Raw genomic sequence first — 26,510 nt, forward strand, 5'->3', positions numbered from 1 at the left:
ATGACACTGAACGCCACCGTCGAAGCGGTCACGCGCCGCATACGCGAGCGCAGCGCGCCCGAGCGCGGCGCCTATCTGCAACGCCTGCAGGCCCTGGCCCGGCGCCCGCCGGGCGCGCAGCGCCTGGGCTGCGCCAATGTCGCGCATGCGTTTGCCGGCCTGCCCGGCAACGACAAGCTGCGCATCGTTGCCGAGCGCGCGCCTAACATAGGCATAGTCACCGCCTACAACGACGTGCTGTCGGCCCATGCGCCGCTGCAGCACTACCCCGAACTGCTCAAGGACGAAGCGCGCCGCAACGGCGCCACGGCCCAGGTCGCGGGCGGCGTGCCCGCGATGTGCGACGGCGTGACCCAAGGCACGCCGGGCATGGAGCTGAGCCTGTTCAGCCGCGATGTGATTGCCATGGCGACGGCGGTGTCGCTGAGCCACGATGTGTTTGATTCGGCGCTGCTGCTGGGCGTGTGCGACAAGATCGTTCCCGGCCTGCTGATAGGCGCGCTGCAGTTCGGCCATCTGCCCACGGTCTTCGTTCCCGCGGGGCCCATGACTTCGGGCCTGTCGAACAACGCCAAGGCCAAGGTGCGCGAGCAGGCGGCGCAAGGCCTGGTCGGGCGCGAGGAGCTGCTGGCCGCGGAATCGGCGGCCTACCACGGCGAAGGCACCTGCACCTTCTACGGCACGGCCAACAGCAACCAGATGCTGCTTGAAGCCATGGGCCTGCATGTGCCGGGCACGGCCTTTGTGAACCCCGGCCAGGCGCTGCGCCAGGAGCTCACACGCGAAGCCGCGCGCACATTGTTGCAGCCGGGCTGCGCGCCGATAGGCGAAGTCGTCGACGAGCGCTGCATCGTCAACGCCATGGTCGCGCTGCTGGCCACGGGCGGCTCCACCAACCACCTGATCCACTGGGTGGCGGTGGCGCGCGCGGCCGGCATCACCATCGATTGGAACGATTTCTCCGAGCTGTCGGCCGTGGTGCCGTTGCTGGCGCGCGTCTATCCGAACGGCAGCGCCGACGTCAACCATTTCCAGGCCGCGGGCGGCCCGGGCTATGTGATTCGCGAGCTGCTGGACGCGGGCCTGATGCATGACGACGTGCTGACCGTGCGCCCCGGCGGCATCCGCGAGTTCACGCGCCTGCCCCAGGGCGACGCGGACCACCGGCTGCACTGGGCCGAGATCGGCGCCAGCCTCGACGACAGCGTGCTGCGGCCGGTGGCCGCGCCGTTCAGCGCCACCGGCGGCCTGAAGCTGCTGCACGGCAATCTGGGGCGCAGCGTGATCAAGGTCTCGGCCGTGCCCGAGGAGCGCCATGTGATCGAGGCGCCGGCGCGGGTGTTCGGCTCGCAGGCCGAACTGCAGGCGGCTTTTCAGGCCGGCGAACTCGACCGCGACGTGGTCTGCGTGGTGCGCTGGCAGGGCCCGCAGGCCAACGGCATGCCCGAACTGCACAAGCTCACGCCGCCGCTGGCCGTGCTGCAGGGCAAGGGCTTTCAGGTGGCGCTGGTGACCGACGGCCGCATGAGCGGCGCCTCGGGCAAGGTGCCCGCGGCCATCCATGTCTCGCCCGAAGCCTGCGCGGGCGGCCCGCTGGCGCGCGTGCTTGACGGCGACATCGTGCGCCTTGATGCGGTGGCCGGAACGCTTGACGTGCTGGTCGATGCCGCCGAGTGGAATGCGCGCACGCCGGCACAGATTCCCGCGGCCCAGGCGCTGGACAATACCTTCGGCTTCGGCCGTGAACTGTTTGCCGGTTTCCGGCGCAATGCGCTCAGCGCGGAAGAGGGAGCCTGCTCGTGGCTGTAGACAACACAATATTGAGCGCGCGCGCGGTGATGCGCGACGCGCCCGTGATTCCGGTGATCGTGCTGCATGACGTGGCGCATGCCGTGCCCATGGCGCGCGCGCTGGTCGCGGGCGGCATCCGCATGCTCGAAGTCACGCTGCGCACGCCGCAGGCGCTGGCCTGCATCGAGGCCATTGCGCGCGCCGTGCCTGAAGCCGTGGTCGGCGCGGGCACGGTGCGCAGTGCCGAGGACGCTGCCGCGGCAGCGAACGCAGGCGCGCGCTTTGCCGTCAGTCCCGGCTATACCCAGGCCGTGGGCGAAGCCTGCCGGGCCAACGGCTTGCCGCTGCTGCCCGGCGTGGCCACGGCCAGCGAGATCATGGCCGCACAGGCCGATGGCTTCGATGCGCTCAAGTTCTTCCCCGCGCTGCAGTCGGGCGGCAGCGCCATGCTCAAGGCCTGGGCCGGCCCGTTTGGCGATGTGCTTTTCTGCCCCACGGGCGGCATACAGCCGGGCAATGCCGCGGAGTTCCTGGCGCTGGCCAACGTGGCCTGCGTGGGCGGCTCCTGGCTGGTGCCGGCCGATGCGCTGGCCCAGGGCGACTGGGCGCGCATCACCACGCTCGCACGGCAGGCAAGCCAGTTGAAAAACGGCTGAGGCGTTTTCCTGTCAACCGGGTAAACCTGGGGTTGGGGCGGTGCGGCGGCACTAGCAGCTATGCAAAAAACAGCGCCCTGCGGCATGCTGCGGGGCCTACGATTTGCGGCCCGCAACCCTTGAGGAAATCCCGTGACACCTACCCGCCGCCGCATCGGCCAATTCATCGCCCTCACGCCGCTGCTCGCCCTGCCTTTTGCCGCGCTGGCGCAGAACTATCCGAGCAAGCCGATCACCGTGGTCGTGCCCTACGCTCCCGGCGGCGGCGTCGACATCGTGACGCGCATCGTCGCCCAGGAGCTGGGCGGCGCGCTGGGCCAGACCGTGATTGTCGACAACAAGCCCGGCGCCTCGACCAACATCGGCATGGCCGCCGTGGCCAAGGCGCCGGCCGACGGCTATACGCTGCTCACGGCCTCGCCCACGCTGGCCAGCAATGCCGCGCTGTTCAAGAAGCTCAGCTTCAATCCCGCCGAGGACTTCACGGCCATAGGCAAGATTGGCTATGCGCCGCTGGTCATCGTGGTGCCGGCAAACTCGCCGTTCAAGTCGCTCAAGGAGTTGATTGACGGCAGCAAGCGCGAAAAGAGCGAGCTGTCGTACGGCTCGGCCGGCAACGGCAGCTCGGGCCATCTGGCCAGCGAACTGCTGATCCAGCAAACCGGCCTCAAGGCCATCCATATTCCCTACAAGGGCGGCAGCCCGGCGATCACCGACCTGATAGGCGGGCGGGTCTCGTTCATGTCCATCAATCCGCTGGAAGTGATTTCCCACATCCAGTCGGGCTCGCTGCGGGCCCTGGCGGTCTACGGCAGCAAGCCCACGGACACGCTGCCGTCCCTGCCCACGACGCAGTCGCTGGGCTGGCCCAAGCTCGACGCCACGGTCTGGTGGGGCCTGGTCGGCCCGCGCAACCTGCCGCCCGAGCTGGTGCAGCGCCTCAACGGCGAACTGCAAAAAGTGCTGGCGCGCAAGGACGTGCAGGACAAGCTGGCCGCGCGCGGCGCGATTGTCGACAGCGGCTCGGCGCAGAAATTCGCCGACTTCAGCAAGTCGGAAATCGTCAAATGGGGCCAGGTCATCAAGGACGCCGGCATTCTGGCCGATTGATCTGCGCTGACTGAAGCCAGCGGCAAGGTCTGGCCTTGCCGTTTTTTTGCGCCGTCCGACAGAACAACAAGGAGACAGAAATGATATTGCGCCCCTGGATTGCCATTGCCCTCACCGCCGCGCTGCTGACCGGCTGCGCCGTCGCGCCCCAGCCGCCGCAGACCAGCGCCTCGGTCGCGCAGGCCCAGCCGATACTTGCGCCCACGGGAACGTTGCGCGTCGGCGTCTATCCCGGCAGCCCCACGTCCCTGATAGAAAAGCCCCAGGGTGGGCTGTCGGGCGTCTCCTATGAGATGGGAACGCTGCTGGCCGCGCAGCTGAACGTTCCGGTGCGCGTCGTGAAGTTCGAGCGCATCGCCCAGGTGATCGATGCGATCAAGGCGGGCGAGGTCGACTTCACCGTCACCAACGCCTCTGCGGCCCGGGCCCAGGTGGTGGCATTCACCGCGCCCGTGATTGCGCTGGAACTGGGCTATCTCGCGGCGCGCGACGGCAAGATCCAAAGCATCGATGCGGTCGATGTGCCCGGCGCGGTGATTGGCGTGTCACGCGGCAGTTCTTCGCTGGCGGCATTGAGCGGGCAGTTGAAGCAGGCACGGCTGGTGCAGTTCGATGCGCTGGCCGCTGCCGCGGACGCATTGCGCCAGGGTCAGATCGATGCCTTTGCCACCAACAAGGGGATTTTGTTCGAGCTGGCCGAGAAAGTGCCGTCGGCAAGCGTGCTGCAGGGGCGCTGGGGCCTGGAGCACATGGCCGTGGCCGTCCCCAAGGGCCGCGAAGCCGCGCTGCCGTCCCTGGAGGCGTTCGCGAACCGTCTGCAGCAGGACGGCGGTCTGGCGCGCATCGTCGCGAACTCGGGACTGCGCGGGACGGTGGCGGTGAAGTGAAGGGCTGCGCCTGTCCCGGCCCCCGTATCAGGGCGTGGCGGGCGTGCGCGCCAGCCGCCGCGGCCGCAGTTCGCTGGCAAGAATCCCGGCAACAATGAAGGCCGCGCCCAGCAGCGCCGTTGCCGGCAGGCGGTCACCCGCAATGCGGCCTATGATGCCGGCCCAGATCGGGTCGGTGGCGTAGATCAGCGTGGCCCGGGTCGGCGACACCGATTGCTGGGCCCAGTTCATGGTCAGATGGATCAGTGCGCTGACCAGGCCCAGTCCGACGGCGCTGCCTATCAGCAGCCAGGAAAAGCCAGGAACGGCCTCGCCGGCCAGCGGCATGGCCGCCAACGCGCACAGCCCTGCGACCAGCAGCTGAATGGCCGTCACGCGCTGCACGTTGACCTGGCCGGCGTATTTGCCTATCAGCAGGATTTCCAGCGCAATCACCACCGCGCCCGCAATGGTCGCGGCCTCGCCCACGCCCAGCGCGAACCCGGCCGCCACGCCGGGATTGCTGACCAGCAGCAGCCCGATGAAGGCCAGGCCGATTCCCAGCCAGGCCATGGGATGGGGCGCGCGGCCCGTGAGCAGCCACTGCAGCAGCGGCACGGCGGGCACATACAGCGCCGTGAGAAACGCCGACTTGCTGGCCTCTATGCTCTGCAAGCCCTGGCCCAGCAGCGCGTAGGCAACGCAGATCGAGGCGCCGATCGCGCTGCCGGCAAGAATCTCGGCCTGGGTGATGCCGGCCATCAGGCGGCGAAAGACCAGCATCGTGACCAGGCCCGCGACCACAAAGCGCAGGCCGACAAAGAACAGCGGCCCGCTGTGCGCCATGGCCGCGTGCATCACGAAGAAGGTGCCGCCCCACAGCACGGTCACGCCCAGCAGCGCCGCTTCCTGGCGCGAAAAATGGCGGAAAAAGGCGTTCCGCGACCAGAAGTTGAGCAGCATAGTGGGCGCGATTGTAGGGGCGGCGCCAGGCCCCATCGCGCCGTCGATCGCGGTATCCCAGCGGGCGCCGGGGCCAATGCCCGGGCGGCCGGTTTTCAGTAGCGCCGCTGCTTGTCGACCCGCGCGGGCAGGGCGCCGGTTTCGCGGTAGCGACGCACATTTGCCGCGACAATCGCCGCCGCTGTACGGCGGTTGGTCGGCGCCGAAATATGCGGCAGCACGCTCACCTGGGGGTGCTGCCACTGCCATTGCGCCGCGGGCAGGGGCTCCGCACGGAACACATCGAGCACGGCGTGCGCGAGCTTTCCCGAGTCCAGCGCCGCGCGCAAGGCGTTGTCGTCGATGATGGCGCCGCGCGCGAAGTTGATCAGCGCGGCCCCGGGTTTGAGCTGCGCGAGTGCGCGCGCGTCCAGCATGTCCCGGGTTTCGGGCGTCAGCGGCAGCAGGCACACCAGGATATCGGCGCTGGCCAGCAGCGCGGGCAGCTGCGCATCGCCCGCAAAGCACTGCACGCCCGGCACGGCCTTGCGGCTGCGGCTCCAGCCCGAGACCTGAAAGCCTGCGGCCAGCAGCCGCGCGGCGCTGGCCATGCCCAGTTCGCCCAGGCCCAGCAGCGCCACCGTCTTGTCCTGCGGGCGCACATAGTCGTGCTCCAGCCATTGGCTGGCGGCCTGCTGGCGCGCATAGCGCGGCATGTCGCGGTGCAGATAAAGCGTCCAGGCCAGCACGGCTTCGGCCATGGTCTCGGCGAGCTGTGGGTCCACCAGGCGCACGATCTCCACCGGGCTGTGCTGCAGGTCCTCGACCAGCCGCTCCACGCCGGCCCAGAGGCTGTGCACCCATTTCAATTGCGGCAGCATCGCGAGTTCACGCGGGTCGGGATTGGCGACGATCGCCAGTTCGCACTCCGCGCGCTGCGCGGCATCGAGCGCATCGAGCGCCACGATGTGCTCCTGCGGCATCGCGGCCTGCAGCGCCGCCAGCCAGGGCGCGGCAAACGCGTAGTCAGGCGCGCAGATGAAGGGAATCGCGGAACTCACTGCGCGTAGACCTTGTCGAGGTCGCGAAAGCCCTTGACCTCGATGGGATTGCCGCAGGGGTCGAGAAAGAACATGGTGGCCTGCTCGCCGGGCTCGCCTTCGAAGCGGATATGCGGCTTGAGCACGAACGCCATGTTCTGCGCCGTCAGGCGCGCGGCCAGTGCCTGCCAGTCGTCCATGGCCATCACCAGGCCCAGATGCGGCATGGGCACCATGTGGTCGCCGACGCGGCCGGTATTGGTCACGGCAAACGGCTCGCCCAGATGCAGCGAGATCTGGTGGCCGAAGAAGTCGAAGTCGACCCAGGTGTCGGTGCTGCGGCCTTCCTCGCAGCCGAGCATGCCGCCGTAGAAGGCGCGCGCCTGGTCGAGGTCACGGACGTGGTAGGCAAGATGAAAGCAGGTACGCATGGGAAAACTCACTCTGTATGTGGGGCCGCCAAGGCGGGGATCGTCAGGCAAGCGAGCTTAGCGGGCATACTTCAAAAGACATAGCCAATAATGTTTTGCAGAGCAAAAGGATTTCTTTTGGAGATTCGTTATCTCAAGAGCCTGATCGCCGTGGTCGACAGCGGCTCGATTGCCGAAGCCGCGCGCAGCGAGCATCTGACGGCCGCGGCCATAGGCCAGCGCGTGCAGGTGCTTGAGCGCGAGCTGGGTTTCGCGCTGCTGTCACGCAGCGGCCACAGCGCCCAGCCCACCCAGGCCTGCACGCTGCTGCTGCCGCGCGCGCGCCGGCTGGTGCGCGAAGCCGCGCTGCTGCAAGCCGATGCCAGCGTGGACGGCCTGCGCGGCACTTTGCGCATAGGCGCGGTCTCGACCGTGCTCACGGGCCTGCTGCCGCGCGCGCTGCGCGCGTTCAGCCAGGCCGCGCCCGGCGCCAAGGCGCAGATCGTCCCCGGCACGTCACGCGAGCTGTTTCGCCTGCTGCAGACTGGCGAGATCGATGCGGCGCTGATTGTCGAGCCGCCTTTTGCACTGCCCAGGATGCTGCGCGCCGTGCATCTGCGCCAGGAACCGCTGGTGCTGCTCGCGCCGCCAGGCACGCACGCCGGCCCCGAGACCTTGCTGCGCGAGCTGCCTTATATCCGCTACGACCCCAATGCCTGGGGCGGTCGCCATGCCGCGGCCTGGCTTGCCGACCACGCGATCGCGCCGACCGTGCTGTGCGATCTCGATGCGCTCGAAGCGATCGCCATGCTGGTCGCCGATGGTATGGGCGTGAGCCTGGTGCCGCAATGGATGGGAATAGAACGCTTTGCGGGGGCCTGTCTCAACGCTCCGATGGCAGGTGCGGCCTATGCGCGCCAGATCGTGATGGTCCGGGCCGTGGACGCCGACAGCGCGCAGATGCTGGCGGTGCTGGAGACCGCACTCGGAGGGGCATAGGGGGCTGGCGTTGCGCCCTTGAGGCCGCTAGAGTGGAATCTTGCCGTTCATGTTCCCGTCAAGGAGATCAACATGCGTTTCATGGTGATGGTCAAAGCAACGAAAGACAGCGAAGCCGGCGTCATGCCCACGCCCGAGGAGTTCGCGGCAATGGGTGCCTTCAACGAGCAGCTCATCAAGGCGGGCGTGATGGAGGCGGGCGAAGGCCTGCACCCGAGCGCGCGTGGCGCGCGTGTCGCGTTCTCGGGCCAGGACCGGCGGGTGATCGCCGGGCCGTTTGCCGCAACCAGCGAGCTGGTGGCCGGCTTCTGGATCTGGAATTGCGCTTCGCTGCAGGAGGCCGTGGAATGGGTCAGGAAATGTCCCAACCCTATGCGCAGCGATTCGGAAATCGAGATCCGGCAGATCTTCGCGCCCGAGGACTTCGGCGCAGCGCTCACGCCCGAGCTGCGCGCGCAGGAAGAGCGCCAGCGCCAGGCCATCGCATCACGCGCGCCCTGAGCCCGACGGTCAGGCGCGAAATTGCCGGCTGGAGACGCTGACCGAATTGCCGTCCGGGTCCTTGGTGTTGGCAAACGCGTAGCCGTTTGCCTGGTGGATGGCGCCGAAAGCCAGTCCTGCCGAGGCGGCGCTGGCGACGAACTGCGCTACATCCGGCACCGAAAAGCTCAGCTTGATGGCCGCGCTGCCCAGCTTGAGGCTCTTGGCGGCCTGGTGAATCAGTATTTCCGCGCCGCCCTGCGCGGGCTTGAGCTCGATCAGGCCTTCGCTGACTTCTCCCGTCGTCAGGTAGCCGAAATGCGTGCGGTAGAAATGCGCGCTGCGCTGCATGTCTTTGGCATAGAGGATGATGGTGGCAAGTGCAATGGTCATGGGAACCGGAACGACGTAGGAATGCAGCCGCGAGTATGCCTGCGCATGGCCGCGGCAGAAGGCACAGCCGTGCTATCGCCCGCCGGCGCGCAGACCCAGGGCCCGCGCCTGCGCGATCCAGCCGGCGCGCGTGGCCTCGCTGGAGCGCACCACGGGCCCGAAGCTGTGCACCCGCACCGGCCGTATGCCACTGAATTCAAGAATGGTCTTCTTCATCTGCCGGTGGCCCGGCTGGCGCTGCACCCAGCGGTAGTACCAGGGCGGTGAGTCCATGGTCACCAGCAGTTCGGCGCTGCGCCCGGCCAGCAGCCTGTCCCACAGCGCCGAGTGGGGGCGGTACTTGAACGCAAAGCCCGGCAGGAAGACGCGGTCCAGAAAGCCCTTGAGCAGCGCGGGCAGGCCGCCCCACCAGATGGGATAGACCCAGACCAGATGCCCGGCCCAGGCGATGTCGGCCTGCGCGGCCTGCAGCGCCGGCTCCAGCGGCTGGATCGCGCGGTAGCCCTGGTGCAGTATGGGATCGAAGTCCAGATCGCCCAGCGCGAGAAAGCGCACTTCGGCGCCGGCGGCGCTGGCGCCGTCGCGGTAGGCCTGGGCCATGGCGGCGCTCAGGCTGTGGGCGGACGGTTGTCCGAGAATGACGAGAATGCGTGGCGCCACGGGAAAATCCTTGCAGAAAGCGTTGGGGTCCGAAGACCAGGGCGCCATCTTCGATCTGCCCCGCGGGGCAGAGTCAAGCGGTCTGCAGGCAATCCGCGGCCAGCGCGACGCTATCGGCCGCGCACAGCCGCAGCTCCTGCTGCAGATCCTCCAGCTGGGCATCCAGCGCCTGCAGGCGCTGCAGCTCGCGCGAGACCGCGGCGCGGCGTTCGCCGACCAGCGCGGCCACCGGCTCCCAGCCGCCCGGCGCATGCACCGCCTGCAAGGCGCCCAGCTGCGCGAGCTGAAAGCCCAGGGCCTGGGCCTGGCGTATCAGCAGCACCACGGCCAGATCGCGCTCGCCGTACTGCCGGTAGCTGCCGCTGCGCTCGACTGCGCCCAGCAGGCCGCGGCTTTCGTACAGCCGTACCGCCTTGGGGCTGCAGCCGGCGCGGCGCGCGAGTTCTCCTATACGCATATGCAATGGATGTCCGTTGATGAAGGTCGGCGATTATCGCCTTGCCCACCCGGGAGGCGCGAGAGAGCGCCGCAAGCCTGCTGCTCCGTCCTTGGGCGCGCAAACCCGGTTGGCGCCACCACGGCCGGCTATGGCCGCGCGGCTCCCGGGTTTGACAAGACGTAAGCGGCGTCCCTTCTTACGCGCCCGCGGCGCCCGCATGGCCACACTCAAGGCCAAAGGATTTCACACCATGAGCCTGCACGCACAGACCATTCCCAACCAGCCGGCGATTGAGCCGCTGCCCGAGCAGCCCGCGCAGCCGGACCCACCGTCCTTGCCGCCCGAGATCCCCGTGCCGACCGACCCGCCCCTGGGTACGCCGCCGCTCGAAGTGCCGCCCGAACAGGCGCCGCAACATACCTGAACCAGGCGTCGCGATGCGATTGCTTGGCCGGGATAAACAGCGTTGGCGTTGATGGTGAAGAAGCACGATTTCGCTGTGGATCAGGTGCGGCGCTTTCTCGAGCCCGGTCCCGTGGTGCTGGTCTCGTGCAGGCACGGCGAACAGACCGACATCATGACCATGGGCTGGCACACGGTGATGGAGTTCTCGCCTTCGCTGGTCGGCTGCGTGATTGCCAGCGCCAACCACAGCCATGAACTGATCAGGCAAAGCCGTGAATGCGTGATCAATCTGCCGACCACCAGGCTCACGGACGTGGTCGCGAAAATCGGCAACAGCTCGGGCGCCGAGATCGACAAGTTCCTGGAATTTGGCCTCACGGCCGAACGCGCGCATGTGGTGGGCGCACCGATGATAGGCGAATGCCACGCGAGCTTCGAGTGCCGGCTGTATGACGATGCGCTGGTCGAGCGCTACGACTTCTTCATTTTCGAGGTGGTCAAGGCCCATGTGGCGCGCTCGCCGCGGCATCCGCAGACCTTGCACTACACCGGTGACGGCGTCTTCATGCTGGCCGGCAAGACCATCAGCCGCAAGGCCTTGTTCACCAAGGTCAGCTGAGGCGCTGCGGCGTCCATGCCCGCACCGCGGCAATAGGCGGACCGCTGGGGGCGTCTTTCAAAAGCACGATTGCTGGGTGATGCGCGCGCCCACCGCATACACCTTGCCGGTGGCGGGATCGAGGTTGAAGACCACATAGCGGCGCTGCGGGCAGATCAGTTCGGCCGAAGACTTGTTGCATTGCAGGATGTCGGTCTTGCGCACCACGCCATCCTTTTGCACCGAGCGGTTCCTGTCGGGCTGCTGCTCGCAGCTGTAGCCCTTTTGCATGGCCGCGGCCCTGGCCTCTTCCAGCGTGAAGCCCTCGGCATGCAGCTCCTGCGCCTCCTTGGCATGGTGTTTCTCGGAAACCCGGGTCAAAGCGCAGCCGCCGAGTGCCAAGGCGCTGCCCAGCAGCAGGCTGATGTGAAGAAGATGTCTTTTCATGCGATGAGGGTTTCGGCGGGAAGAACATGCACGCCGGCGCGCGCCTGCAGGGCGGCATCGAGCATGGCGCGCGCAATGGTCTGCGCCGGGCAGATGCGCCAGCGCCGCGGCAGCAGCGGCCCCAGGGCGGTCAGCGCAAGCAGGGCGGCGCGTTCGGCCGGGCGCGATTCGCGCCGTTCACCGCCAATCAGCCCGGGGCGCGCTGAAGTCAGCGAAGTGAAACCCACGCCGGCCAGCGCCAGCTCGAGTTCGCCCTTGACGCGGTTGTAGAAAAAGCGCGACTGCGCATTTGCGCCGCTGGCGGAATTCAGCACATAGGTGGGCGTGCCATGGGCGCGCGCGCAGCGCGCCACGGCCAGCGGGTAGTCGTGGTCCACCTTGCGAAACGCGGCCTGCGAGCCCGCGGCTTTCATCGTCGTGCCCAGCGCGCAGACCACGGCGTCGGCCTGCCACCAGGGGGCATCTTCGGGCAGCGCGTCATAGTCGACCACGGGCGCCAGCAGCTTGGGGTGCGTCGTGGACAGCGCGCGGCGCACGGGCGCGATCACCTGGGTGATGCGCGCGTCGGCCAGCGCCAGGCGCAGCAGATGGCTGCCGACCAGGCCGGTCGCGCCGGCAAGCAGAAGTTTCATTGGCTTTCCTTTGGAGCGGGCCATGGCTGGCCAGGATGCCATCATGCAACGTCCGCGCCGCATGCGGGGCCAAATGCGCTGTCAGGCGCGTTTAACTCTTGAGCCTGCGCGCCAGCCAGTCATGCACCAGGTCGGCGATGTCCAGCTGATTGCGGTCCATCATCAGCATATGCGAATTGCCGCGCATGCCCAGATCGGGCAGCGACAGGATTTCGACCGACGCATGGCGCGCGGCAAACGCTTCGATGCGCGCGCGCATCGCGGGCCAGCGCGCGTCGCCGTCGATGCGGTCGCCCAGGATGATCAGCGTGGGCACGGCATAGGCTGCGTCCTCATCGGAAGGCGCAGGCACGGCCGCGGGCTCGAGCGCCACCACGGCGCGCACCCGGTCGGGCCGGCGCTGGGCCATGGTCAGGCCGAACATGCCGCCCTGCGAATGGCAGACCAGGGCGCTGGGCGCAACGCGCTCGAGCAGCGCCTGGTAGGCGTCGAGAATCACGGCGTCGGTATGCGCCCAGCGCGGCACCAGCTGGCGCACCAGCGCCTCGAAGGCCTCTGCCGGAAACTGGCTTTCGGCAAAGGCCTGGCGCGCGGCGTCGGCCAGCGCCACGCCTTCGAGCGATTCCCCCAGGCGAAAGCGCGCAAACACCGCTTCGGCGGTCTGCGACAGCGGCGCGCCCCAGAGCTGGCGCGGCGCATAGCCCGCGCGCCCGCGCTCGGCCGCGTCGCACAGGTAGGTATCCCAGCCGCGGCGCACGAAGTAGTGCAGCCAGCCGGGGCGGCCGTCGGGCGTGGTCTCCCAGCAGGCGCCGGTCAGCCCGCCGCCATGCCACAGCTGCAGCGGCGTGGTGCTCGCCGGTGCCTGGGGCAGGAAGTACTGGGCGTACATCTGGCCCACCCAGTAGCTGCCGTTGGGGTCCAGCAGCACGGGCTCGCCGCCCGCGGCCAGCACTTCGCGCGTGCTGGCCAGCCCTTGCAATTGCACGGCCTGGCCGCCCACATGGAAAGCGCCCATGTCGCGCAGGTTCAGCGGGCCCGCGCGGCCGGGGCGGGTGTCGAAGTCGTGCGTCATTCGGGCTTGATCGCGTTCTTGCGTATCACTTCAGCCCAGGAGGTGGTCTCGGCCGCGAGAAAGCGCTTGAGCGCCGCGGGCGTGCCGGGCGCGGCAACCAGGCCCAGTTCCTCGAGGCGCTTGCCCAGCGCCGGGTCCTGCAGCGCCTGGTTGATCGCCTGGTTGAGCGTCTTGACCGCGCCCGCGGGCGTTCCGGCCGGCGCCAGCACGCCAAACCAGGGCGTGATCAGGAAATCGGGCAGGCCGGCTTCGGCAAAGGTGGGCACATCGGGCACGGCCGCGGCGCGTGCCTTGCTGGCCACGGCCAGCGCGCGCAGCTTGCCGGCGCGAATGCTTTGCAGCGACGCGGGCAGGTTGTCGAAATACATGTCGACCTGGCCGCCCAGCAGGTCGGCCGCGACCTGGCCCGCGCCCTTGTACGGCACATGGGCGATGTCGATATGGGCGCGGTTGCGCAGCAGCACCAGCGCCAGATGCGCCGAGCCGCCCACGCCCGACGAGGCCGCGTTGAGCTTGTCGGGATGGGCCTTGGCGTAGGCAATCAGCTCCTTGAGGCTTCTGGCCGGAACGCCGGGGTGCACCACCAGCACGCTGGGCACGGTGCCCAGCATCGCCACCGGCTCGAAGTCGCGCGCCAGATCGAACGGCGCGGGCGTGTACAGCGACGGCGAGACCGCGCAGCTGAAAGCGCAGACCAGCAGCGTATAGCCGTCGGCCGGCGACTTGGCGGCCGACTGCGCGCCGATGTTGCCGCCCGCGCCGGCGCGGTTCTCGACCAGCACGGGCTGGCCCAGCGACTTGCCCACATGCTCGCCGATGATGCGGCTGAGAATATCGGGCGTGCCGCCCGGTGGAAAGGGCACGACCAGCCGTATCGGCTTGGCGGGGTAGGTCTGGGCGGCGGCGGGCAGGGCGGTGAGCGTCGCCAGCGCGGTCAATGCGGCGCAGGACAGCTGGCGCAGGATGCGGGGAAGGGCCATTTGTTGTCTCCGTTATTCAAGCAAGGCCTGACTGTAGAAGCGCGGGCCTGCGCGCGTCCAATCATGATTTGCCAAGTTGCCCATATCATTTCGGGTATGGATGAAGAATTATCGGCGCTGCGCCGCCTGGACCTGAACCTGCTGCTGACCTTCGACACGCTGATGGCCACGCGCAGCGCCACGCAGACCGCGCACGCCTTGCACAAGACCCAGCCCGGCGTGAGCCGCGATCTGGCCAAGCTGCGCCATGTGCTGGGCGATGCGCTGCTGGTCGCGGTGCGCGGGCGCTTCGTGCCCACCGAGCGCGCGCTGGCGCTGCATGCGGCCGTGCGCCCCGCCTTGCTGAGCCTGGGCCAGGCGCTTGCCGTGGCCGAGACCTTCGATGCCGCCCAGGCCGAAGGCGTGGTCGACATCGGCATTGCCGCGCATTTCGAGCTGCTGCTTGCCGGCCCGCTGCTGCAGCGCCTGGCGCAGTGCGCGCCGCGCGTCGTGCCCAAGCTCCATCCCGTGCACGGCGAGTTCGATCCCGCGGATCTGGACGCCGAGCGCCAGGACATCGCCATCGGCCTGTTTGCCGAAGTGCCCGCGCGCTTCAGCGAAAAACCGCTGTTTCGCGACGAACGCGTGGCCGTGATGGGCCCGCAGCACCCGCTGGCCGGGCGCAGGCAGCTGTCGCTGGACGACCTGGAAAGCATTCGCTGGTTTGCCTATACGCAGATGCATGGCCGGCGCACCAACTTCGATCGCGCGCTCAAGGGAACGCAGCGGCGCATGCAGTTCTCGGCCTATATTTCGGGCTTCGGCCACAGCCCGCATGTGCTGATGGAAAGCGACTATGCGACAACCATGCCGGCGTTTGCCGCGGCGCTGCACCGGCGCCACTTTCCACTGGTCACCTGCCGCCTGCCCCAGCCGCTGCGCGAGATCACCTTCCGCATGGCCTGGCCCAGGCGCCAGGATGCGTCGCCGCTGCACCGCTGGGTGCGCGCCGAAATCAGCCAGCTGGTCGCCGGCCATATCGAAAGCGGCCTGCTCAAGCCGCCGCCGCGCGCCTGACGCCGGCTTCACACAAGGACACAGGCCATGGAAATCAGGCAACTGCGCTACTTCATCAAGATCTGCGAGCTCGGCAGCATGGGGCGCGCGGCGATCGAGCTCGATGTGGTGACCTCGGCGCTGAGCCAGCAGATCAGCCGGCTCGAAAGCGAGCTGTCGACACGGCTGCTGCAGCGCTCGCCCGCGGGCGTCATTCCCACCGAAGCCGGCACGGCCTTCATGCACCACGCCCAGCTGGCGCTGCGCAACATCGACAATGCCGCACAGGCGGCCAGGCACGCGCGGCTTTCGGGCCAGGTCAGCGTGGGCTTTGCGCCGACCACGGCCTCGGTGCTGGGTCTGCCGTTCCAGAAAGTGATGCGCGAGCGCTACCCCGACATCCGCCTGCACCTGGTCGAAGCGCTGTCGGGCAATCTCGCGGCCATGCTCAACGCGCGGCGAATCGACCTGGGCATCATCTTCAAGGCCGATGCCCACCGCCACTGGCATACCTCGCCGCTGCTCGAGGAAAAGCTGTTTCTCGTCGCCGCGCCCACGGTCAAGGGCCTGGCGCCCGCAGAGCGCATTTTTCTTTCCGAGCTCGCCGATGTGCCGCTGGTGCTGCCCAGCGCGCCGCACGGCCTGCGCGCGCTCGTGGACGCGGGCTTCATGCGCGCCAATGTGATTCCCGACATCGCGCTCGAAGTCGACGGCCTGGCAATGTTGATGGATACCGTCATGGACGGCCAGTTGGCGTCGATTCAACCCGGGGCCGCAACCACGCGCCATGCGGGCGCGGGACTGTTGCACATGGAGATCGCCGACGAAGGCATGGCCAGGCAGAACCTGCTGGCCAGCCTGTCCGACGAGGACCTGTCGCCCGCAGGCCTGGCGGCGCGCGTGGTGATTGCCGAAGTGGTGCGCACGACGGTGCGCGACGGGCGCTGGAAAGGCGCGCAGCTGTATCAGCCCTGAGCAGCCGGGCCCGGCGGAGCCTGCAACTGGCCCCGCGCATAGCGCCGCAGATTGTCCAGAAAGATCTTCACCACGCGCTGGGCATTGCCCGCCGAGAAGCCCGCGCTGTGGGGCGTGGCCAGCACCTGGGGCAGGGTCCACAGCGGCGAATCCTGGGCCAGCGGCTCATGGGCGAACACATCGAGATAGGCGCCCGCCAGATGGCCGCCCTGCAGCGCGGCGATCAGCGCGGCTTCGTCGACCACATCGCCGCGCGCCACATTGATCAGGCCCGCGCCCGCAGGCAGGGCGCGCAGCGCCGCGGCGTCGATCAGATGCTGGGTGCGCGGCGTCAGCGGGCAGGCCAGCACCAGCCAGTCGCTGCGCGGCAGCAGCCGGGCGATGTCTTCGTAGGCGCAGCAGGCAAAGCCCTGGGCCGTGGGCGCGGCGCTGCTGCGCACCACCTGGATCTGCAGGCCCACGGCCTGGAGAATGCGGGCGATGGCCTGGCCGATCTCGCCCCAGCCGACAATGGTCGCGGTCTGGCCGTGGATGTCGGGCGGCAGCGGCCGATGGATCAGCGGCGACCATTCGCCGCGGCGCTGGGCCGCGATCAGTTCGGGAAACCGGCGGCCCAGCGCCAGCAGTCCCGCGACCGCGGTCTGCGCCACCACTTCGGCATTGCTGCCCGCCGAGGTGCTGAGCATGACGCCCTTTTGCTGCAGTTGCATGTAGATCGCGCGGTCCATGCCGGCCGAATGCACCTGCACCCAGCGCAGACCCGGTGCCGCGGCCATCGCGTCGTAGAAGCGCTGGGTTTCGGCGAAGACCTCGTGCTTGGTCGACAGTCCGGTGACATCGCGCGAGACAAAGGCGATTTCCGCGGCCTGCGCCGCGCCGTCGTCGGGCGTGACCAGCACATGGGCGCGGCCGTCGAGCGCCTGGGCAATGGCCGCGCCATGCTGGGCGCGTGCCGCCGCCGAGACAAGAATGCAAAGGGGAGTCATGCGAAGTCTTCCATCAGTCCACCGAGGCGCCCGAGTCCCTGACGATCTTCTGCCACTTGACGAACTCGCGCTGGGTCATGCGCGCGAACTGCTCGGGCGTGCCGCCCACCGGGTCCGCGCCTTCGCGCACCATCTGGTCATTGAGCTGGGGCAGGATGGCGTTGACCTCCTTGTTGATCAGCTGCACCACCTCGGGCGACACGCCCTTGGGCGCGAAGAAGCCGAACCACGAGCCGGCCTCGAAGCCCGGAACGCGGCTGGACACCGTGGGCACCTTGGGCAGGGCGCGCGAAGCCTGGCTGCTGGACACGGCGAGCGCCTTGAGCTTGCCCGCATGGATATGCGAGACCACCGAAGGAATGGTGGCAAACATGAACTGCAGCCGGCCCGCGAGCAGGTCGTTGAGCGCGTTCGCGCCCTTGTACGGAATGTGCAAGGCCTCGACGCCCAGGTTCTGCATCAGCATGAAGCTCGACAGATGCGACGAAGTGCCCACGCCCGTGGAGCCGTAGTTGAAGTCGGCCGGACGCGTTTTGGCATAGGCGAGGAATTCATCGAAGGTGTTGGCCGGCACCGACGGGTGGACCACCAGCACATTGGGCACGTCGGCAATCTGCACGATGGGAACGAGGTCCTTGAGCGGGTCGTAACTCATCTTCTTGTAAAGCGACTGATTGACCGAGATGGGGCCTACCGAGTTGACGATCAGCGTATAGCCGTCGGGCGCGGCGCGCACCACAGACTCGGTGCCGATATTGCCGCCGCCGCCCGGGCGGTTCTCGATGATGAACGACTGCCCCAGCTTTTCTCCGAGCTTCTGCGAGACGCTGCGCGCCAGCAGATCGGTGGTGCCGCCCGCGGTGAAGGCGACGATGATCTTCACGGGCTTGGCGGGGTAGGCCGCGGTCTGTGCCTGGCTGGCGAGCGGCATGAGCCAGGCCAGTGCCAGGCCGGTGCACAGCGCGCGGCGCGGGGCGCGCAGGGGAGGGAGGCGAACGCCGGCGGTGTGATCGGGTGCGGGTTTCATGGGTTTGTCTCCTTGTTGTGAATTTTTCTGGCCTGCGCGTCGAGGCGCAGCGCAGCCGCCGGCAATGCAGCGGCTCAGCAGGGGTGCATAGGCAGACTCCTGGTGCGGAGGGGGGCAGCGGGCGCGGCGCCCGCGGCACCCGCGGCACCTGCTAAGGACCGGTCTCAGAGCCGGTAGCTCGGGTCCAGTCGATCGAGCTTGCGCAGCAGCGCCGGCCATTCCATGAGTCCGTAGGGGCGGCGCGTTCCGGGCTGGTAGTTGTTCCAGGTTTCCTCGAGCACGGCGGGCGCGACGGCGACGAACGGCGTGTTGCAGGCCATGGCCGCGAGCTGGGCGCGGCAGGCCAGTTCGAGTCTGTGCATCCAGTTGAAGGCTTCGCCCACCGAGCGGCCCACGGTCATCGCGCCGTGGTTGCGCAGGATCAGGGCCTCGCCCTGGCCCAGGTCGCGGATGATGGACGCCTGCTCGTCGAGGTTGAGCACCACGCCCTGGTAGTCGTGGTAACCGATCTTCAGAAAGCGCATCGCGGTCTGCGTCAGCGGCAGCAGGCCGCATTCCAGCGACGAAACTGCCATCGAGGCCCAGCTGTGGGTATGGATCACGCAGTCGACTTCGGGGCGCGCGCCGTGCACCGCGCTGTGGATCACATAGCCGGCCTTGTTGACGCCATAGTTCAACGCGCCGAAGTCGGGCGTGGACAGCACGTTGCCGTCGTGGTCGACCTTGATCAGACTGGAGGCCGTGATCTCCTCGTACATCATTCCATAGGCGTTGATCAGGAAGGCTCCGTCTTCGCCGGGTACGCGCGCCGAAATGTGATTGGCCATCATGTCGGCCATGCCGTAGTGCTCGACCAGCCGGTAGCAGGCCGCGAGGTCTACACGTGCCTGCCATTCGGCGGCCGAGCAGCGCTCGCGCATGGAGGGAATGTTCAGCGGCTGGAAGTCGGGGGAAGTCATCGGGGTCTCCTGGGTTTTGTCATCGCAGGCCTGGGGCCGGGCTGCAGCGCGGCTGAAGGCGTGGGAGGACTGTAGGCAGGGACCGGGCGCGCGCATAGTCTGCCCAGCGCACCCCCTCTTCACTTTGCGTGAAGGGCAGGCTTTCAGTTGTGGCGCGCGCGCGCCGCCGCTGGCGCGCGCGTGCTGGCGCGCGCAATCACTTCGAAGCCCACGTCCTGTGCGGGCGGCACGCTGTCGCCGCGCATGCGCGCAATCAGCGCCGCCGCGCCCAGGCGGCCGATATAGGCGCCGTCCACTTTCACCGTGGACAGCGCGGGAATCGCATCGGCGGCCAGCGCCTGGTCGCCAAAGCCCAGCACGCCCAGCTGCCGCGGCACCTGCAGCCCCAGCGCATGGGCCTGGGCGAGCACGCCCTGGGCCAGCGCGTCCGAACTGCAGAACACCGCATCGGCGTCGGGCGCCTGGGCCAGCAGCGCGCGCAAGGCCTCGCGCCCGCGGCCGGCCTGGGGGCTGTCTTCGGGGAACACGATTTCCGCCGGCGCCGGCGCGCCGCTTTCCGCCGCGGCGCGCGCAAAGCCCAGCGCGCGCCGCTGGGCGCGGCTGTCGTCGGAGCGCAGGACTGCGGGCCGCTGGTAGCCGCAGGCGGCCAGATGGCGAAACGCGGCCCGGCCCGCGTCTTCCTGCGAGAAGCCGATGATCACGTCCAGCGGATGGGGCGTGTAGTCCCACAGTTCCACCACCGGAATGTCGGCGTTGAGCAGCAGGCGCCGGGTGCGCGCCGTGTGCTCGGTGCCGGTCAGCACCACGCCTTCGGGCCGGCGGCTGAGCATCGCCGCCAGCCAGGTTTCCTCGTGCTCGGGGTCGTAGCGAGAAATGCCCAGCGTGGTTTCATAGCGCTCGCTGGCCAGGCCCGTGACCAGGGCGTCGAGCATGTCGGAAAACAGCGAATGCCCCATTGAGGGCACGATGGCTGCGACCAGGCGTGTCTGGCGCGAGGTCAGCCCGCCGGCCAGCGAGTTGGACACATAGCCCGACTGTTCCACGGCCTGGGCCACGCGTGCGCGCGTCGCCTCGGCCACGAGTTCAGGCCGCTGCAGCGCGCGCGAGGCCGTGATCGGCGACACGCCGGCCAGGCGCGCGAGGTCCTTGAGCGTGGGTGCGGAGGAGGGGCGGGTAGGGCGTTGGGGCATGTTGCTATGGTTGAAATGATTGCCTTGTCATGATAACCATGATGGCCAGCATTTCTGGTTGGTTGCGAATCGGTGAACGTACCGATGAACCATTGGGCGAAAGCGGGAATGATTGCGCAATCATTTTCGGAGACATCGATGGACAGATCCCTTCCTGACCGCCGCGCCGCCCTGACGGGACTGCTGGCTCTTGCTGTTGCGCCGCTGGTGGCCCAGGCCCAGCCGGCCTATCCCAGCAAGCCCATCACGCTGGTGATTCCGTTTCCCCCGGGCGGCCAGACCGATGTGCTCGGCCGGCTGTTCGGCGAGCGCCTTGGGCAGCGCCTGGGCCAGCCCGTGGTGGTGGAAAACCGCGCTGGAGTCAACGGCTCGCTGGCCTCCGAAGCCGTGGCGCGCGCCAAGCCCGACGGCTATACGCTGGTCATCGGCGGTCCGGGAACGCATGCGATCAACCAGCTCGTCAACCCCAACGTCAAGTACGACACGCGCAAGGACTTCACGCACATCGCCATGCTCAGCCGCGTGCCCATGCTGCTGCTGGCCTCGCCCGAGCTCAAGGCGGGAACGATCGCCGAACTCGTGGCCCTGGCCAAGTCCCGGCCCGGCAGCCTGAATGTCGCGCTGACCGGAATCGGCTCGTCCAGCCACATGACCACGGAGCTGTTCAAGCAGACGACAAAGACTTCCCTGAACGGCATTCCCTACAAGGGCGACATGCCGGCAATGACCGACCTGATAGGCAGCCAGGCCGATCTGCTGTTCGTTCCCGCGACTTCGGCGCTGCCCTTCGTGCAGGGCGGCAAGCTGCGCGCGCTGGCCGTGGCCGGCAGCCAGCGGCTGGCGAGCCTGCCCGCGGTGCCCACCATGGCCGAGGCGGGTCAGCCGCGCGTCGTCAATTATTCCTGGACCAGCCTCGCCGGCCCCGCGGGCATGCCCGCCGACATCGTGCAAAAGCTCAACAAGGCCTGCCAGGAGATTCTGGCCCAGCCGGACGTGATCGCGCGCATGACCACCATGAGCAACGAGGCCACGCCCGGAACCCCGGAGCAGGCCGCAGGCTTCATTGCCGCCGAAGTCGCGCGCTGGACCGACGTGGTGAAGACCGGAAACATACGCATCGAGTGAACATGCTGCAGACCAACCATTTCAAACATGCGCTGCGCGCAGGCCAGGCCCAGATCGGCGTCTGGTCGACGATTCCCTCGCCCTATATCAGCGAACTCATTGCGGGCGCAGGCTACGACTGGATGCTGCTCGACACCGAGCATACCCCTGCCGATGTTCCGCAGATGCTGCAGCAGCTGCAGGCCGTGGCCGCGGCCCAGCCCGCGCCCGATGCGCTGCCCACGCAGGCCGTGGTGCGGCCCGCGTGGAATGACCCGGTGCTGATCAAGCGCTATCTGGACATAGGCGCGCAGACGCTGCTGCTGCCTTTCGTGCAGAACGCGCAGGAAGCCCAGGCCGCCGTGGACGCGATGCGCTACCCGCCGCACGGCATACGCGGCATGGGCGGCTCCACGCGCGCCGCCAACTTCGGCCGCACCACCGACTATGTGGCGCGCGCGGCCGACGAGCTGTGCCTGCTGGTGCAGGTGGAGACCGGCGAGGCGCTGGATCAGATAGAAGCGATCGCTGCCGTGGACGGCGTCGACGGCATTTTCATAGGTCCGGCCGACCTGTCGGCCAGCCTCGGCTACCCGGGCCAGACGCGCCATCCGGAAGTCAGCCGCGCGATCGACGACGCGATCCGTCGGATACGCGCCTGCGGCAAGGCGCCGGGCATTCTGATGGTCGACGAAGCGCGCGCGCGCGAATGCCTGGCGCTGGGCGCGCAGTTCGTCGCCGTGGTGCTCGACACGCTGGTGCTGCGCGACGGTCTGGACGCGACGGCGCGGCGCTTTGGCGGTGCGGCCGCCGAAGCGCCGGTCAGCAGCTATTGAGCGGAGACAAACGCATGACTTTCGATTCTGTGTCCTGGCTGGAGCAGGCGCGCGCGCTGATCGGTCCGGCCCATGTGCTCAGCGAAGCGGGCGGCGACGATGTCTCGGCCCATACCCGCGACTGGCGCGGCAAGTTCCAGGGCCGGGCGCTGGCCGTGCTGCGCCCGGGCAGCACGGCTGAAGTGCAGGCGCTGGTGCGCCTGGCCGCGCGCAGCGGCGTGGCGCTGGTGCCCCAGGGCGGCAATACCGGCCTGTGCGGCGCATCGGTGCCCACGGCCGACGGCCTGCAGGCGGTGCTGCAGCTGGGCCGGCTGAACCGCGTGCGCGAGATCGACGCCGAGAACAATACCGCCACCGTCGAGGCCGGCTGCATACTGCAGACGCTGCAGGAACAGGCCGCGGCCGCGGGCCGGCTGTTTCCGCTGTCGCTGGGCGCCGAAGGCTCGTGCCAGATCGGCGGCAACATCGCCACCAATGCGGGCGGCGTGCAGGTGCTGCGCTACGGCAATATGCGCGAGCTGGTGCTGGGCCTCGAAGTGGTGTTGCCCGATGGCGAATGCCTGGATCTGCTGCGCGGCCTGCGCAAGGACAACACCGGCTACGACCTCAAGCAGCTGTTCATAGGCGCAGAAGGCACGCTGGGCATCATCACCGCGGCCACGGTCAAGCTGTTTGCCGCGCCCGGCGCGCAAGCCGTGGCTTTCGCCGGCGTGTCGTCCATCGCCCAGGCCGTGCGCCTGCTGGGCGCGCTGCGCGGCCATCTGGGCGAGCGCTTCACGGCCTTCGAGCTGATCTCCGGGCCGGCGGTGGCGCTGGTGCGCCAGTACTTTCCCGAAACCCCGGCGCCGCTTTCCGGCGACTGGCCCTGGTATGTGCTGATGGAAGCCGCCGACGGCGGCAGCGACGAAGTGCTGCGCGAGGCGCTGCAGACCGCGCTCATGGCCTGCCTCGAAGACGGCTGCCTCGAAGACGTTGCGCTGGCCGGCAACCTGGCCCAGGCACAGACGCTGTGGACGCTGCGCGAGAACATCACCCATGCGCAGCAGCTGGACGGCAGCAACATCAAGCACGATGTCTCGCTGCCGATCTCGCGCATTGCGGGCTTTGTCGAACAGATGCTGGCGCAGCTGCCGCAGGCATTTGCGGGCGCGCGGCCCATCGTCTACGGCCATCTGGGCGACGGCAACCTGCATTTCAACGTCAGCGCGCCGCCGGGCGTGGCGCCCGACGCCTGGCAGCGCCAGACCGAGGCCGTCAACCAGCTGCTGCACGACGCCGTGGTCGCGCTGCGCGGCAGCATCAGCGCCGAGCACGGCATAGGCCAACTCAAGCGCGATGAAATGGCGCTGTACAAGACCGCGGCCGAACTGGCCGTGATGCGCCGCATCAAGCAGGCGCTGGACCCGCAAGGCCTGATGAATCCCGGCAAGGTGCTCTAGCCTCACGCACCGCCTGCCTTTTTCACAAGCGGCCCGCGCCATGCGCGGGCCGCCAACCGCAAGACAGACTTTCATGAAACGATCCCCCGAGTCCCTGCGCAGCGCACGCTGGTTTGCCCCCGATGACTTCCGCTCCTTCGGCCACCGCTCGCGCGTGCTGCAGATGGGCTATGGCTATGAGGACTGGATGGGCAAGCCCATCATCGCCATCATCAACACCTGGAGCGACGCCAACCAGTGCCATGCGCACTTCAAGCAACGCGTCGACGACGTCAAGCGCGGCATCCTGCAGGCCGGCGGCTTTCCGCTGGAGCTGCCCGCGATCTCCCTGTCCGAAAGCATGGTCAAGCCCACGACCATGATGTACCGCAACTTCCTCGCCATGGAGACCGAGGAGCTGCTGCGCAGCCACCCGGTGGACGGCGCGGTGCTGATGGGCGGCTGCGACAAGACCACGCCGGGCCTGACCATGGGCGCGCTGAGCATGGGCCTGCCGTTCATCTACCTGCCCGCCGGACCCATGCTGCGCGGCAACTGGAAAGGCAAGGTGCTGGGCTCGGGCTCGGACGCCTTCAAGTACTGGGACGAGCGCCGCGCGGGCCGGCTGTCTGACCAGGCCTGGAACGAGATGGAAGCGGGCATCGCGCGCAGCCACGGCACCTGCATGACCATGGGCACGGCGGCGACCATGACCGGCATTGCCGAAGCCGTGGGACTGTCGCTGCCGGGCGCGTCGTCGATTCCCGCGGCCGACGCCAACCATATCCGCATGAGCGCGGCGACCGGCAGGCGCATCGTCGACATGGTCTGGGAAGACCTCACGCCGGCGAAGATGCTCACGCGCGCCAACTTCGAGAACGGCATTGCCTGCGCCATGGCCATGGGCTGCAGCACCAACGCCATCATCCATCTGATTGCCATGTCGCGGCGCGCGGGCCATGCGGTGAGCCTGGACGACTTCGACGCCTTCAGCCGCCGCGTGCCGGTGCTGGCCAACATCCGCCCCAGCGGCGATGCCTACCTGATGGAGGATTTCTTCTACGCGGGCGGGCTGCGCGCGCTGCTCGAGCGCATACGCGGCCACCTCAAGACCGAGGCACTGACGGTCAACGGCCGCACGCTGGGCGAGAACATTGCCGGTGCCGAGGTCTACCACGATGACGTGATACGCCCGCTGGACAAGGCGATCTACGCCGAAGGCGCGCTGGCCGTGCTGCGCGGCAACCTCGCGCCCGGCGGCGTGGTGATCAAGCCCAGTGCCTGCGCGCCGCATCTGCTGCAGCACACGGGGCGCGCGCTGGTGTTTGACGACTACCCCAGTCTCAAGAAGGCCGTGGACGACCCCGATCTCGACGTGACGGGCGACGACATCCTGGTGCTGCGCAACGCCGGCCCGCGCGGCGCGGGCATGCCCGAGTGGGGCATGCTGCCGATTCCGACCAAGCTGCTCAAGCAGGGCGTGAAGGACATGCTGCGCCTGTCGGACGCGCGCATGAGCGGCACCAGCTACGGCGGCTGCCTGCTGCACTGCTCGCCCGAATCGGCGGTCGGCGGGCCGCTGGCGCTGGTGCGCAGCGGCGACCGCATCAGCGTCGATGTGCCCGCGCGCAGCATCCACCTCGAAGTCAGCGACGAGGAACTCGCGCAGCGCCGGGCCGCCTGGACTGCGCCGCCGGCGCGCCACGAGCGCGGCTATGGCTGGCTGTTCGGCCAGCATATCCTGCAGGCCAACGAGGGCTGCGACTTCGATTTTCTCGAAACCAGCTTCGGCAAGGCCGTGCCCGAACCCGACATATTCTGAAGCGCGGCGCGCGCGCATGACTGCCTCGGCGACAGGGTGTCATGGCGCAAGCCCTGGCGGCTGCCGATTTCATGTCACCATGTGCGGTGCCGCCCGCAGTGCGCGCCCTGCGCCCGCAGCGTTTAGCCCCGTGACCGGTCCCCGGTCTTCAGAAATGATGGAAAGAAGATCCTTTATGAGCGTTTCCTACCCCAATGTCCAGCTGCTGATCGCCAACAACTGGGTCGATGCCGACAGCGGCAAAAGCATAGACGTGCGCAACCCGGCCACGGGCCAGGTCATAGGCACCGTGGCCCACGCGGGCATTTCCGACCTGGACCGCGCGCTGGCCGCGGCCCAGAAGGGCTTTGAAGTCTGGCGCGATACCTCGGTCTACGAACGCGCGGCCGTCATGCGCCGCGCCGCTGCGCTGCTGCGCGAACGCGTGGAAGAGATCGCCAGCGTGCTGACCCAGGAAAACGGCAAGCCGCTGGCCGAGGCCCGCGTTGAAATCAATGCCGGCGCCGACATCATCGAATGGTTTGCCGACGAAGGCCGGCGCGTCTACGGCCGCATCGTTCCGGGCCGCAACGTTGCCGCCCAGCAGATGGTGATCAAGGAGCCCGTGGGCCCGGTCGCGGCCTTCACGCCCTGGAACTTCCCGGTCAACCAGATCGTGCGCAAGATAGGCGCGGCGCTGGCCACGGGCTGCTCGTTCCTGTGCAAGGCGCCCGAGGAAACCCCGGCATCGCCGGCCGCGCTGCTGCGCTGCTTTGTCGACGCCGGCATTCCTGCGGGTGTCGTCGGCCTGGTGTTCGGCGACCCGGCTGAAATCTCCAGCTATGTGATTGCCCACCCCGTGATCCGCAAGGTCACGTTCACCGGCTCCACCGCCGTGGGCAAGCAGCTGGCCGCGCTGGCCGGCCAGCACATGAAGCGCGCGACCATGGAGCTGGGCGGCCATGCCCCCGTGATCATTGCCGAAGACGCCGACGTGGCGCTGGCCGTCAAGGCCGCGGGCGCGGCCAAGTTCCGCAATGCCGGACAGGTCTGCATCTCGCCCACGCGCTTTCTGGTGCACAGCAGCCTGGTGGGTGAGTTCAACCAGGCCTTCGTGCAATACGCGCAAGGCCTCAAGCTGGGCGACGGCCTGGCCGAAGGCACGAGCCTGGGCCCGTTGGCCAACCCGCGCCGCGTCACGGCAATGCAGCAGGTCGTGGCCGATGCGCGCCAGCGCGGCGCCGAGATCCTCACGGGCG

The 26,510-nt window shown here is 68.4% G+C and carries 29 protein-coding genes; 15 read left to right on the top strand and 14 right to left on the bottom strand.

What is annotated here, in order from left to right:
* The 4 genes from edd (at position 1) to RR928_RS11830 (ending at position 4,444) form a co-directional block, all read left to right on the top strand.
* Entirely contained in the window at positions 1-1,809 is a 1,809-nt protein-coding gene (gene edd, locus RR928_RS11815) for a phosphogluconate dehydratase (protein ID WP_332536104.1), read from the top strand.
* Positions 1,800-2,447 (top strand): bifunctional 4-hydroxy-2-oxoglutarate aldolase/2-dehydro-3-deoxy-phosphogluconate aldolase, encoded by a 648-nt coding sequence (gene eda / locus RR928_RS11820; RefSeq protein WP_332547871.1) that lies wholly within the window; start codon positions 1,800-1,802, stop codon positions 2,445-2,447. The genes edd and eda overlap by 10 nt, the downstream gene beginning before the upstream one ends.
* A gap of 132 nt (positions 2,448-2,579) precedes the next feature.
* On the top strand, positions 2,580-3,557 hold the full coding sequence (locus RR928_RS11825; protein WP_332536108.1) for a Bug family tripartite tricarboxylate transporter substrate binding protein: 978 nt from the start codon (positions 2,580-2,582) through the stop codon (positions 3,555-3,557).
* Between the two features lie 80 nt (positions 3,558-3,637).
* The gene (locus RR928_RS11830; protein WP_332536109.1) at positions 3,638-4,444 is read left to right on the top strand and encodes a transporter substrate-binding domain-containing protein; all 807 of its coding nucleotides are present in this window, start codon (positions 3,638-3,640) and stop codon (positions 4,442-4,444) included.
* A 27-nt stretch (positions 4,445-4,471) separates the two neighbouring features.
* On the opposite strand, the gene RR928_RS11835 is transcribed toward RR928_RS11830, so the two are convergent.
* The 3 genes from RR928_RS11835 to RR928_RS11845 form a co-directional block, all read right to left on the bottom strand.
* Complete coding sequence (locus tag RR928_RS11835; RefSeq protein WP_332536111.1) at positions 4,472-5,386, bottom strand: DMT family transporter; 915 nt, start codon at positions 5,384-5,386, stop codon at positions 4,472-4,474.
* A 95-nt stretch (positions 5,387-5,481) separates the two neighbouring features.
* On the bottom strand, positions 5,482-6,426 hold the full coding sequence (locus RR928_RS11840) for a 2-hydroxyacid dehydrogenase (protein WP_332536113.1): 945 nt from the start codon (positions 6,424-6,426) through the stop codon (positions 5,482-5,484).
* Positions 6,423-6,836, bottom strand: coding sequence for a VOC family protein (locus RR928_RS11845; RefSeq protein WP_332536115.1), 414 nt, complete (start codon positions 6,834-6,836; stop codon positions 6,423-6,425). Before RR928_RS11845 ends, RR928_RS11840 begins: the two co-directional genes overlap by 4 nt.
* 117 nt (positions 6,837-6,953) lie before the next feature.
* On the opposite strand from RR928_RS11845, the gene RR928_RS11850 reads away from it, so the two are divergent.
* Together RR928_RS11850 and RR928_RS11855 are read left to right on the top strand one after the other, a co-directional pair.
* Complete coding sequence (locus RR928_RS11850) at positions 6,954-7,814, top strand: LysR substrate-binding domain-containing protein (RefSeq protein WP_332682628.1); 861 nt, start codon at positions 6,954-6,956, stop codon at positions 7,812-7,814.
* Between the two features lie 72 nt (positions 7,815-7,886).
* Positions 7,887-8,315, top strand: coding sequence for a YciI family protein (locus RR928_RS11855; RefSeq protein WP_332536119.1), 429 nt, complete (start codon positions 7,887-7,889; stop codon positions 8,313-8,315).
* A gap of 9 nt (positions 8,316-8,324) precedes the next feature.
* On the opposite strand, the gene RR928_RS11860 is transcribed toward RR928_RS11855, so the two are convergent.
* From RR928_RS11860 to RR928_RS11870, 3 genes are all read right to left on the bottom strand, one after another.
* A complete protein-coding gene (locus RR928_RS11860; protein ID WP_332536121.1) occupies positions 8,325-8,687 on the bottom strand; it encodes a VOC family protein in 363 nt (120 codons plus the stop codon).
* Between the two features lie 72 nt (positions 8,688-8,759).
* Entirely contained in the window at positions 8,760-9,347 is a 588-nt protein-coding gene (locus RR928_RS11865; RefSeq protein WP_332547875.1) for an NAD(P)H-dependent oxidoreductase, read from the bottom strand.
* A gap of 73 nt (positions 9,348-9,420) precedes the next feature.
* Positions 9,421-9,804, bottom strand: a complete 384-nt coding sequence (locus RR928_RS11870) for a MerR family transcriptional regulator (protein ID WP_332547893.1) — start codon at positions 9,802-9,804, stop codon at positions 9,421-9,423.
* A 232-nt stretch (positions 9,805-10,036) separates the two neighbouring features.
* Between RR928_RS11870 and RR928_RS11875 the strand changes: the two genes are divergently transcribed.
* Both RR928_RS11875 and RR928_RS11880 read left to right on the top strand, forming a co-directional pair.
* Positions 10,037-10,210: a hypothetical protein gene (locus RR928_RS11875; RefSeq protein WP_332536124.1), complete on the top strand. Its 174-nt coding sequence runs from the start codon at positions 10,037-10,039 to the stop codon at positions 10,208-10,210.
* A gap of 51 nt (positions 10,211-10,261) precedes the next feature.
* The gene (locus RR928_RS11880; RefSeq protein WP_332536125.1) at positions 10,262-10,810 is read left to right on the top strand and encodes a flavin reductase family protein; all 549 of its coding nucleotides are present in this window, start codon (positions 10,262-10,264) and stop codon (positions 10,808-10,810) included.
* Positions 10,811-10,867: 57 nt separating this feature from the next.
* Here the strand turns inward: RR928_RS11880 and RR928_RS11885 are convergent, their stop codons facing one another.
* The 4 genes from RR928_RS11885 to RR928_RS11900 all read right to left on the bottom strand — a co-directional run bounded on the left by RR928_RS11885 (position 10,868) and on the right by RR928_RS11900 (position 13,920).
* Positions 10,868-11,236: a hypothetical protein gene (locus RR928_RS11885; RefSeq protein WP_332547876.1), complete on the bottom strand. Its 369-nt coding sequence runs from the start codon at positions 11,234-11,236 to the stop codon at positions 10,868-10,870.
* Entirely contained in the window at positions 11,233-11,868 is a 636-nt protein-coding gene (locus RR928_RS11890; RefSeq protein ID WP_332682632.1) for an NAD-dependent dehydratase, read from the bottom strand. Before RR928_RS11890 ends, RR928_RS11885 begins: the two co-directional genes overlap by 4 nt.
* Positions 11,869-11,959: 91 nt before the next feature.
* Positions 11,960-12,940: an alpha/beta fold hydrolase gene (locus RR928_RS11895; RefSeq protein WP_332682634.1), complete on the bottom strand. Its 981-nt coding sequence runs from the start codon at positions 12,938-12,940 to the stop codon at positions 11,960-11,962.
* Positions 12,937-13,920, bottom strand: coding sequence for a Bug family tripartite tricarboxylate transporter substrate binding protein (locus tag RR928_RS11900; RefSeq protein WP_332536131.1), 984 nt, complete (start codon positions 13,918-13,920; stop codon positions 12,937-12,939). The genes RR928_RS11895 and RR928_RS11900 overlap by 4 nt, the downstream gene beginning before the upstream one ends.
* Positions 13,921-14,016: 96 nt before the next feature.
* Between RR928_RS11900 and RR928_RS11905 the strand changes: the two genes are divergently transcribed.
* Both RR928_RS11905 and RR928_RS11910 read left to right on the top strand, forming a co-directional pair.
* Entirely contained in the window at positions 14,017-14,976 is a 960-nt protein-coding gene (locus RR928_RS11905; RefSeq protein ID WP_332536132.1) for a LysR family transcriptional regulator, read from the top strand.
* 27 nt (positions 14,977-15,003) lie between these two features.
* Positions 15,004-15,930 carry a LysR family transcriptional regulator gene (locus RR928_RS11910; RefSeq protein ID WP_332547879.1) on the top strand — a complete coding sequence of 309 codons (927 nt, stop codon included), beginning with the start codon at positions 15,004-15,006 and terminating at the stop codon, positions 15,928-15,930.
* On the opposite strand, the gene RR928_RS11915 is transcribed toward RR928_RS11910, so the two are convergent.
* The 4 genes from RR928_RS11915 to RR928_RS11930 all read right to left on the bottom strand — a co-directional run bounded on the left by RR928_RS11915 (position 15,921) and on the right by RR928_RS11930 (position 20,092).
* Entirely contained in the window at positions 15,921-16,916 is a 996-nt protein-coding gene (locus RR928_RS11915; RefSeq protein ID WP_332536135.1) for a D-2-hydroxyacid dehydrogenase, read from the bottom strand. The genes RR928_RS11910 and RR928_RS11915 overlap by 10 nt on opposite strands.
* A 13-nt stretch (positions 16,917-16,929) precedes the next feature.
* Entirely contained in the window at positions 16,930-17,943 is a 1,014-nt protein-coding gene (locus tag RR928_RS11920) for a Bug family tripartite tricarboxylate transporter substrate binding protein (protein WP_442881460.1), read from the bottom strand.
* Between the two features lie 164 nt (positions 17,944-18,107).
* The gene (locus RR928_RS11925; RefSeq protein ID WP_332536137.1) at positions 18,108-18,902 is read right to left on the bottom strand and encodes a class II aldolase/adducin family protein; all 795 of its coding nucleotides are present in this window, start codon (positions 18,900-18,902) and stop codon (positions 18,108-18,110) included.
* A 143-nt stretch (positions 18,903-19,045) separates the two neighbouring features.
* On the bottom strand, positions 19,046-20,092 hold the full coding sequence (locus RR928_RS11930) for a LacI family DNA-binding transcriptional regulator (protein ID WP_332536139.1): 1,047 nt from the start codon (positions 20,090-20,092) through the stop codon (positions 19,046-19,048).
* Between the two features lie 138 nt (positions 20,093-20,230).
* Between RR928_RS11930 and RR928_RS11935 the strand changes: the two genes are divergently transcribed.
* From RR928_RS11935 to RR928_RS11955, 5 genes are all read left to right on the top strand, one after another.
* Positions 20,231-21,217, top strand: a complete 987-nt coding sequence (locus tag RR928_RS11935) for a Bug family tripartite tricarboxylate transporter substrate binding protein (protein WP_332536141.1) — start codon at positions 20,231-20,233, stop codon at positions 21,215-21,217.
* On the top strand, positions 21,214-22,032 hold the full coding sequence (locus RR928_RS11940; RefSeq protein WP_442881461.1) for an HpcH/HpaI aldolase family protein: 819 nt from the start codon (positions 21,214-21,216) through the stop codon (positions 22,030-22,032). The genes RR928_RS11935 and RR928_RS11940 overlap by 4 nt, the downstream gene beginning before the upstream one ends.
* Before the next feature lie 14 nt (positions 22,033-22,046).
* Positions 22,047-23,471, top strand: coding sequence for an FAD-binding oxidoreductase (locus tag RR928_RS11945; protein WP_332536145.1), 1,425 nt, complete (start codon positions 22,047-22,049; stop codon positions 23,469-23,471).
* 73 nt (positions 23,472-23,544) lie between these two features.
* A complete protein-coding gene (gene araD, locus RR928_RS11950; protein ID WP_332547882.1) occupies positions 23,545-25,272 on the top strand; it encodes an L-arabinonate dehydratase in 1,728 nt (575 codons plus the stop codon).
* Positions 25,273-25,447: 175 nt separating this feature from the next.
* Positions 25,448-26,510: aldehyde dehydrogenase family protein (locus RR928_RS11955; RefSeq protein WP_332682639.1), on the top strand; the 1,063-nt coding region annotated here is incomplete at its 3' end.

The organism is Comamonas sp. (assembly GCF_036666375.1).
Classification (GTDB): domain Bacteria; phylum Pseudomonadota; class Gammaproteobacteria; order Burkholderiales; family Burkholderiaceae_C; genus Comamonas.

Coding starts and splice junctions, on each gene's coding strand:
- RR928_RS11870 (WP_332547893.1), bottom strand. CDS start 9,804: ATGCGTATAGGAGAACTCGCGCGCCGCGCCGGCTGCAGCCCCAAGGCG.
- RR928_RS11900 (WP_332536131.1), bottom strand. CDS start 13,920: ATGGCCCTTCCCCGCATCCTGCGCCAGCTGTCCTGCGCCGCATTGACC.
- RR928_RS11905 (WP_332536132.1), top strand. CDS start 14,017: ATGGATGAAGAATTATCGGCGCTGCGCCGCCTGGACCTGAACCTGCTG.
- RR928_RS11945 (WP_332536145.1), top strand. CDS start 22,047: ATGACTTTCGATTCTGTGTCCTGGCTGGAGCAGGCGCGCGCGCTGATC.
- RR928_RS11910 (WP_332547879.1), top strand. CDS start 15,004: ATGGAAATCAGGCAACTGCGCTACTTCATCAAGATCTGCGAGCTCGGC.
- RR928_RS11935 (WP_332536141.1), top strand. CDS start 20,231: ATGGACAGATCCCTTCCTGACCGCCGCGCCGCCCTGACGGGACTGCTG.
- RR928_RS11930 (WP_332536139.1), bottom strand. CDS start 20,092: ATGCCCCAACGCCCTACCCGCCCCTCCTCCGCACCCACGCTCAAGGAC.
- RR928_RS11885 (WP_332547876.1), bottom strand. CDS start 11,236: ATGAAAAGACATCTTCTTCACATCAGCCTGCTGCTGGGCAGCGCCTTG.
- RR928_RS11880 (WP_332536125.1), top strand. CDS start 10,262: ATGGTGAAGAAGCACGATTTCGCTGTGGATCAGGTGCGGCGCTTTCTC.
- RR928_RS11925 (WP_332536137.1), bottom strand. CDS start 18,902: ATGACTTCCCCCGACTTCCAGCCGCTGAACATTCCCTCCATGCGCGAG.
- araD (WP_332547882.1), top strand. CDS start 23,545: ATGAAACGATCCCCCGAGTCCCTGCGCAGCGCACGCTGGTTTGCCCCC.
- RR928_RS11830 (WP_332536109.1), top strand. CDS start 3,638: ATGATATTGCGCCCCTGGATTGCCATTGCCCTCACCGCCGCGCTGCTG.
- RR928_RS11875 (WP_332536124.1), top strand. CDS start 10,037: ATGAGCCTGCACGCACAGACCATTCCCAACCAGCCGGCGATTGAGCCG.
- RR928_RS11845 (WP_332536115.1), bottom strand. CDS start 6,836: ATGCGTACCTGCTTTCATCTTGCCTACCACGTCCGTGACCTCGACCAG.
- RR928_RS11915 (WP_332536135.1), bottom strand. CDS start 16,916: ATGACTCCCCTTTGCATTCTTGTCTCGGCGGCGGCACGCGCCCAGCAT.
- RR928_RS11835 (WP_332536111.1), bottom strand. CDS start 5,386: ATGCTGCTCAACTTCTGGTCGCGGAACGCCTTTTTCCGCCATTTTTCG.
- edd (WP_332536104.1), top strand. CDS start 1: ATGACACTGAACGCCACCGTCGAAGCGGTCACGCGCCGCATACGCGAG.
- RR928_RS11890 (WP_332682632.1), bottom strand. CDS start 11,868: ATGAAACTTCTGCTTGCCGGCGCGACCGGCCTGGTCGGCAGCCATCTG.
- RR928_RS11895 (WP_332682634.1), bottom strand. CDS start 12,940: ATGACGCACGACTTCGACACCCGCCCCGGCCGCGCGGGCCCGCTGAAC.
- RR928_RS11920 (WP_442881460.1), bottom strand. CDS start 17,943: ATGAAACCCGCACCCGATCACACCGCCGGCGTTCGCCTCCCTCCCCTG.
- RR928_RS11860 (WP_332536121.1), bottom strand. CDS start 8,687: ATGACCATTGCACTTGCCACCATCATCCTCTATGCCAAAGACATGCAG.
- RR928_RS11855 (WP_332536119.1), top strand. CDS start 7,887: ATGCGTTTCATGGTGATGGTCAAAGCAACGAAAGACAGCGAAGCCGGC.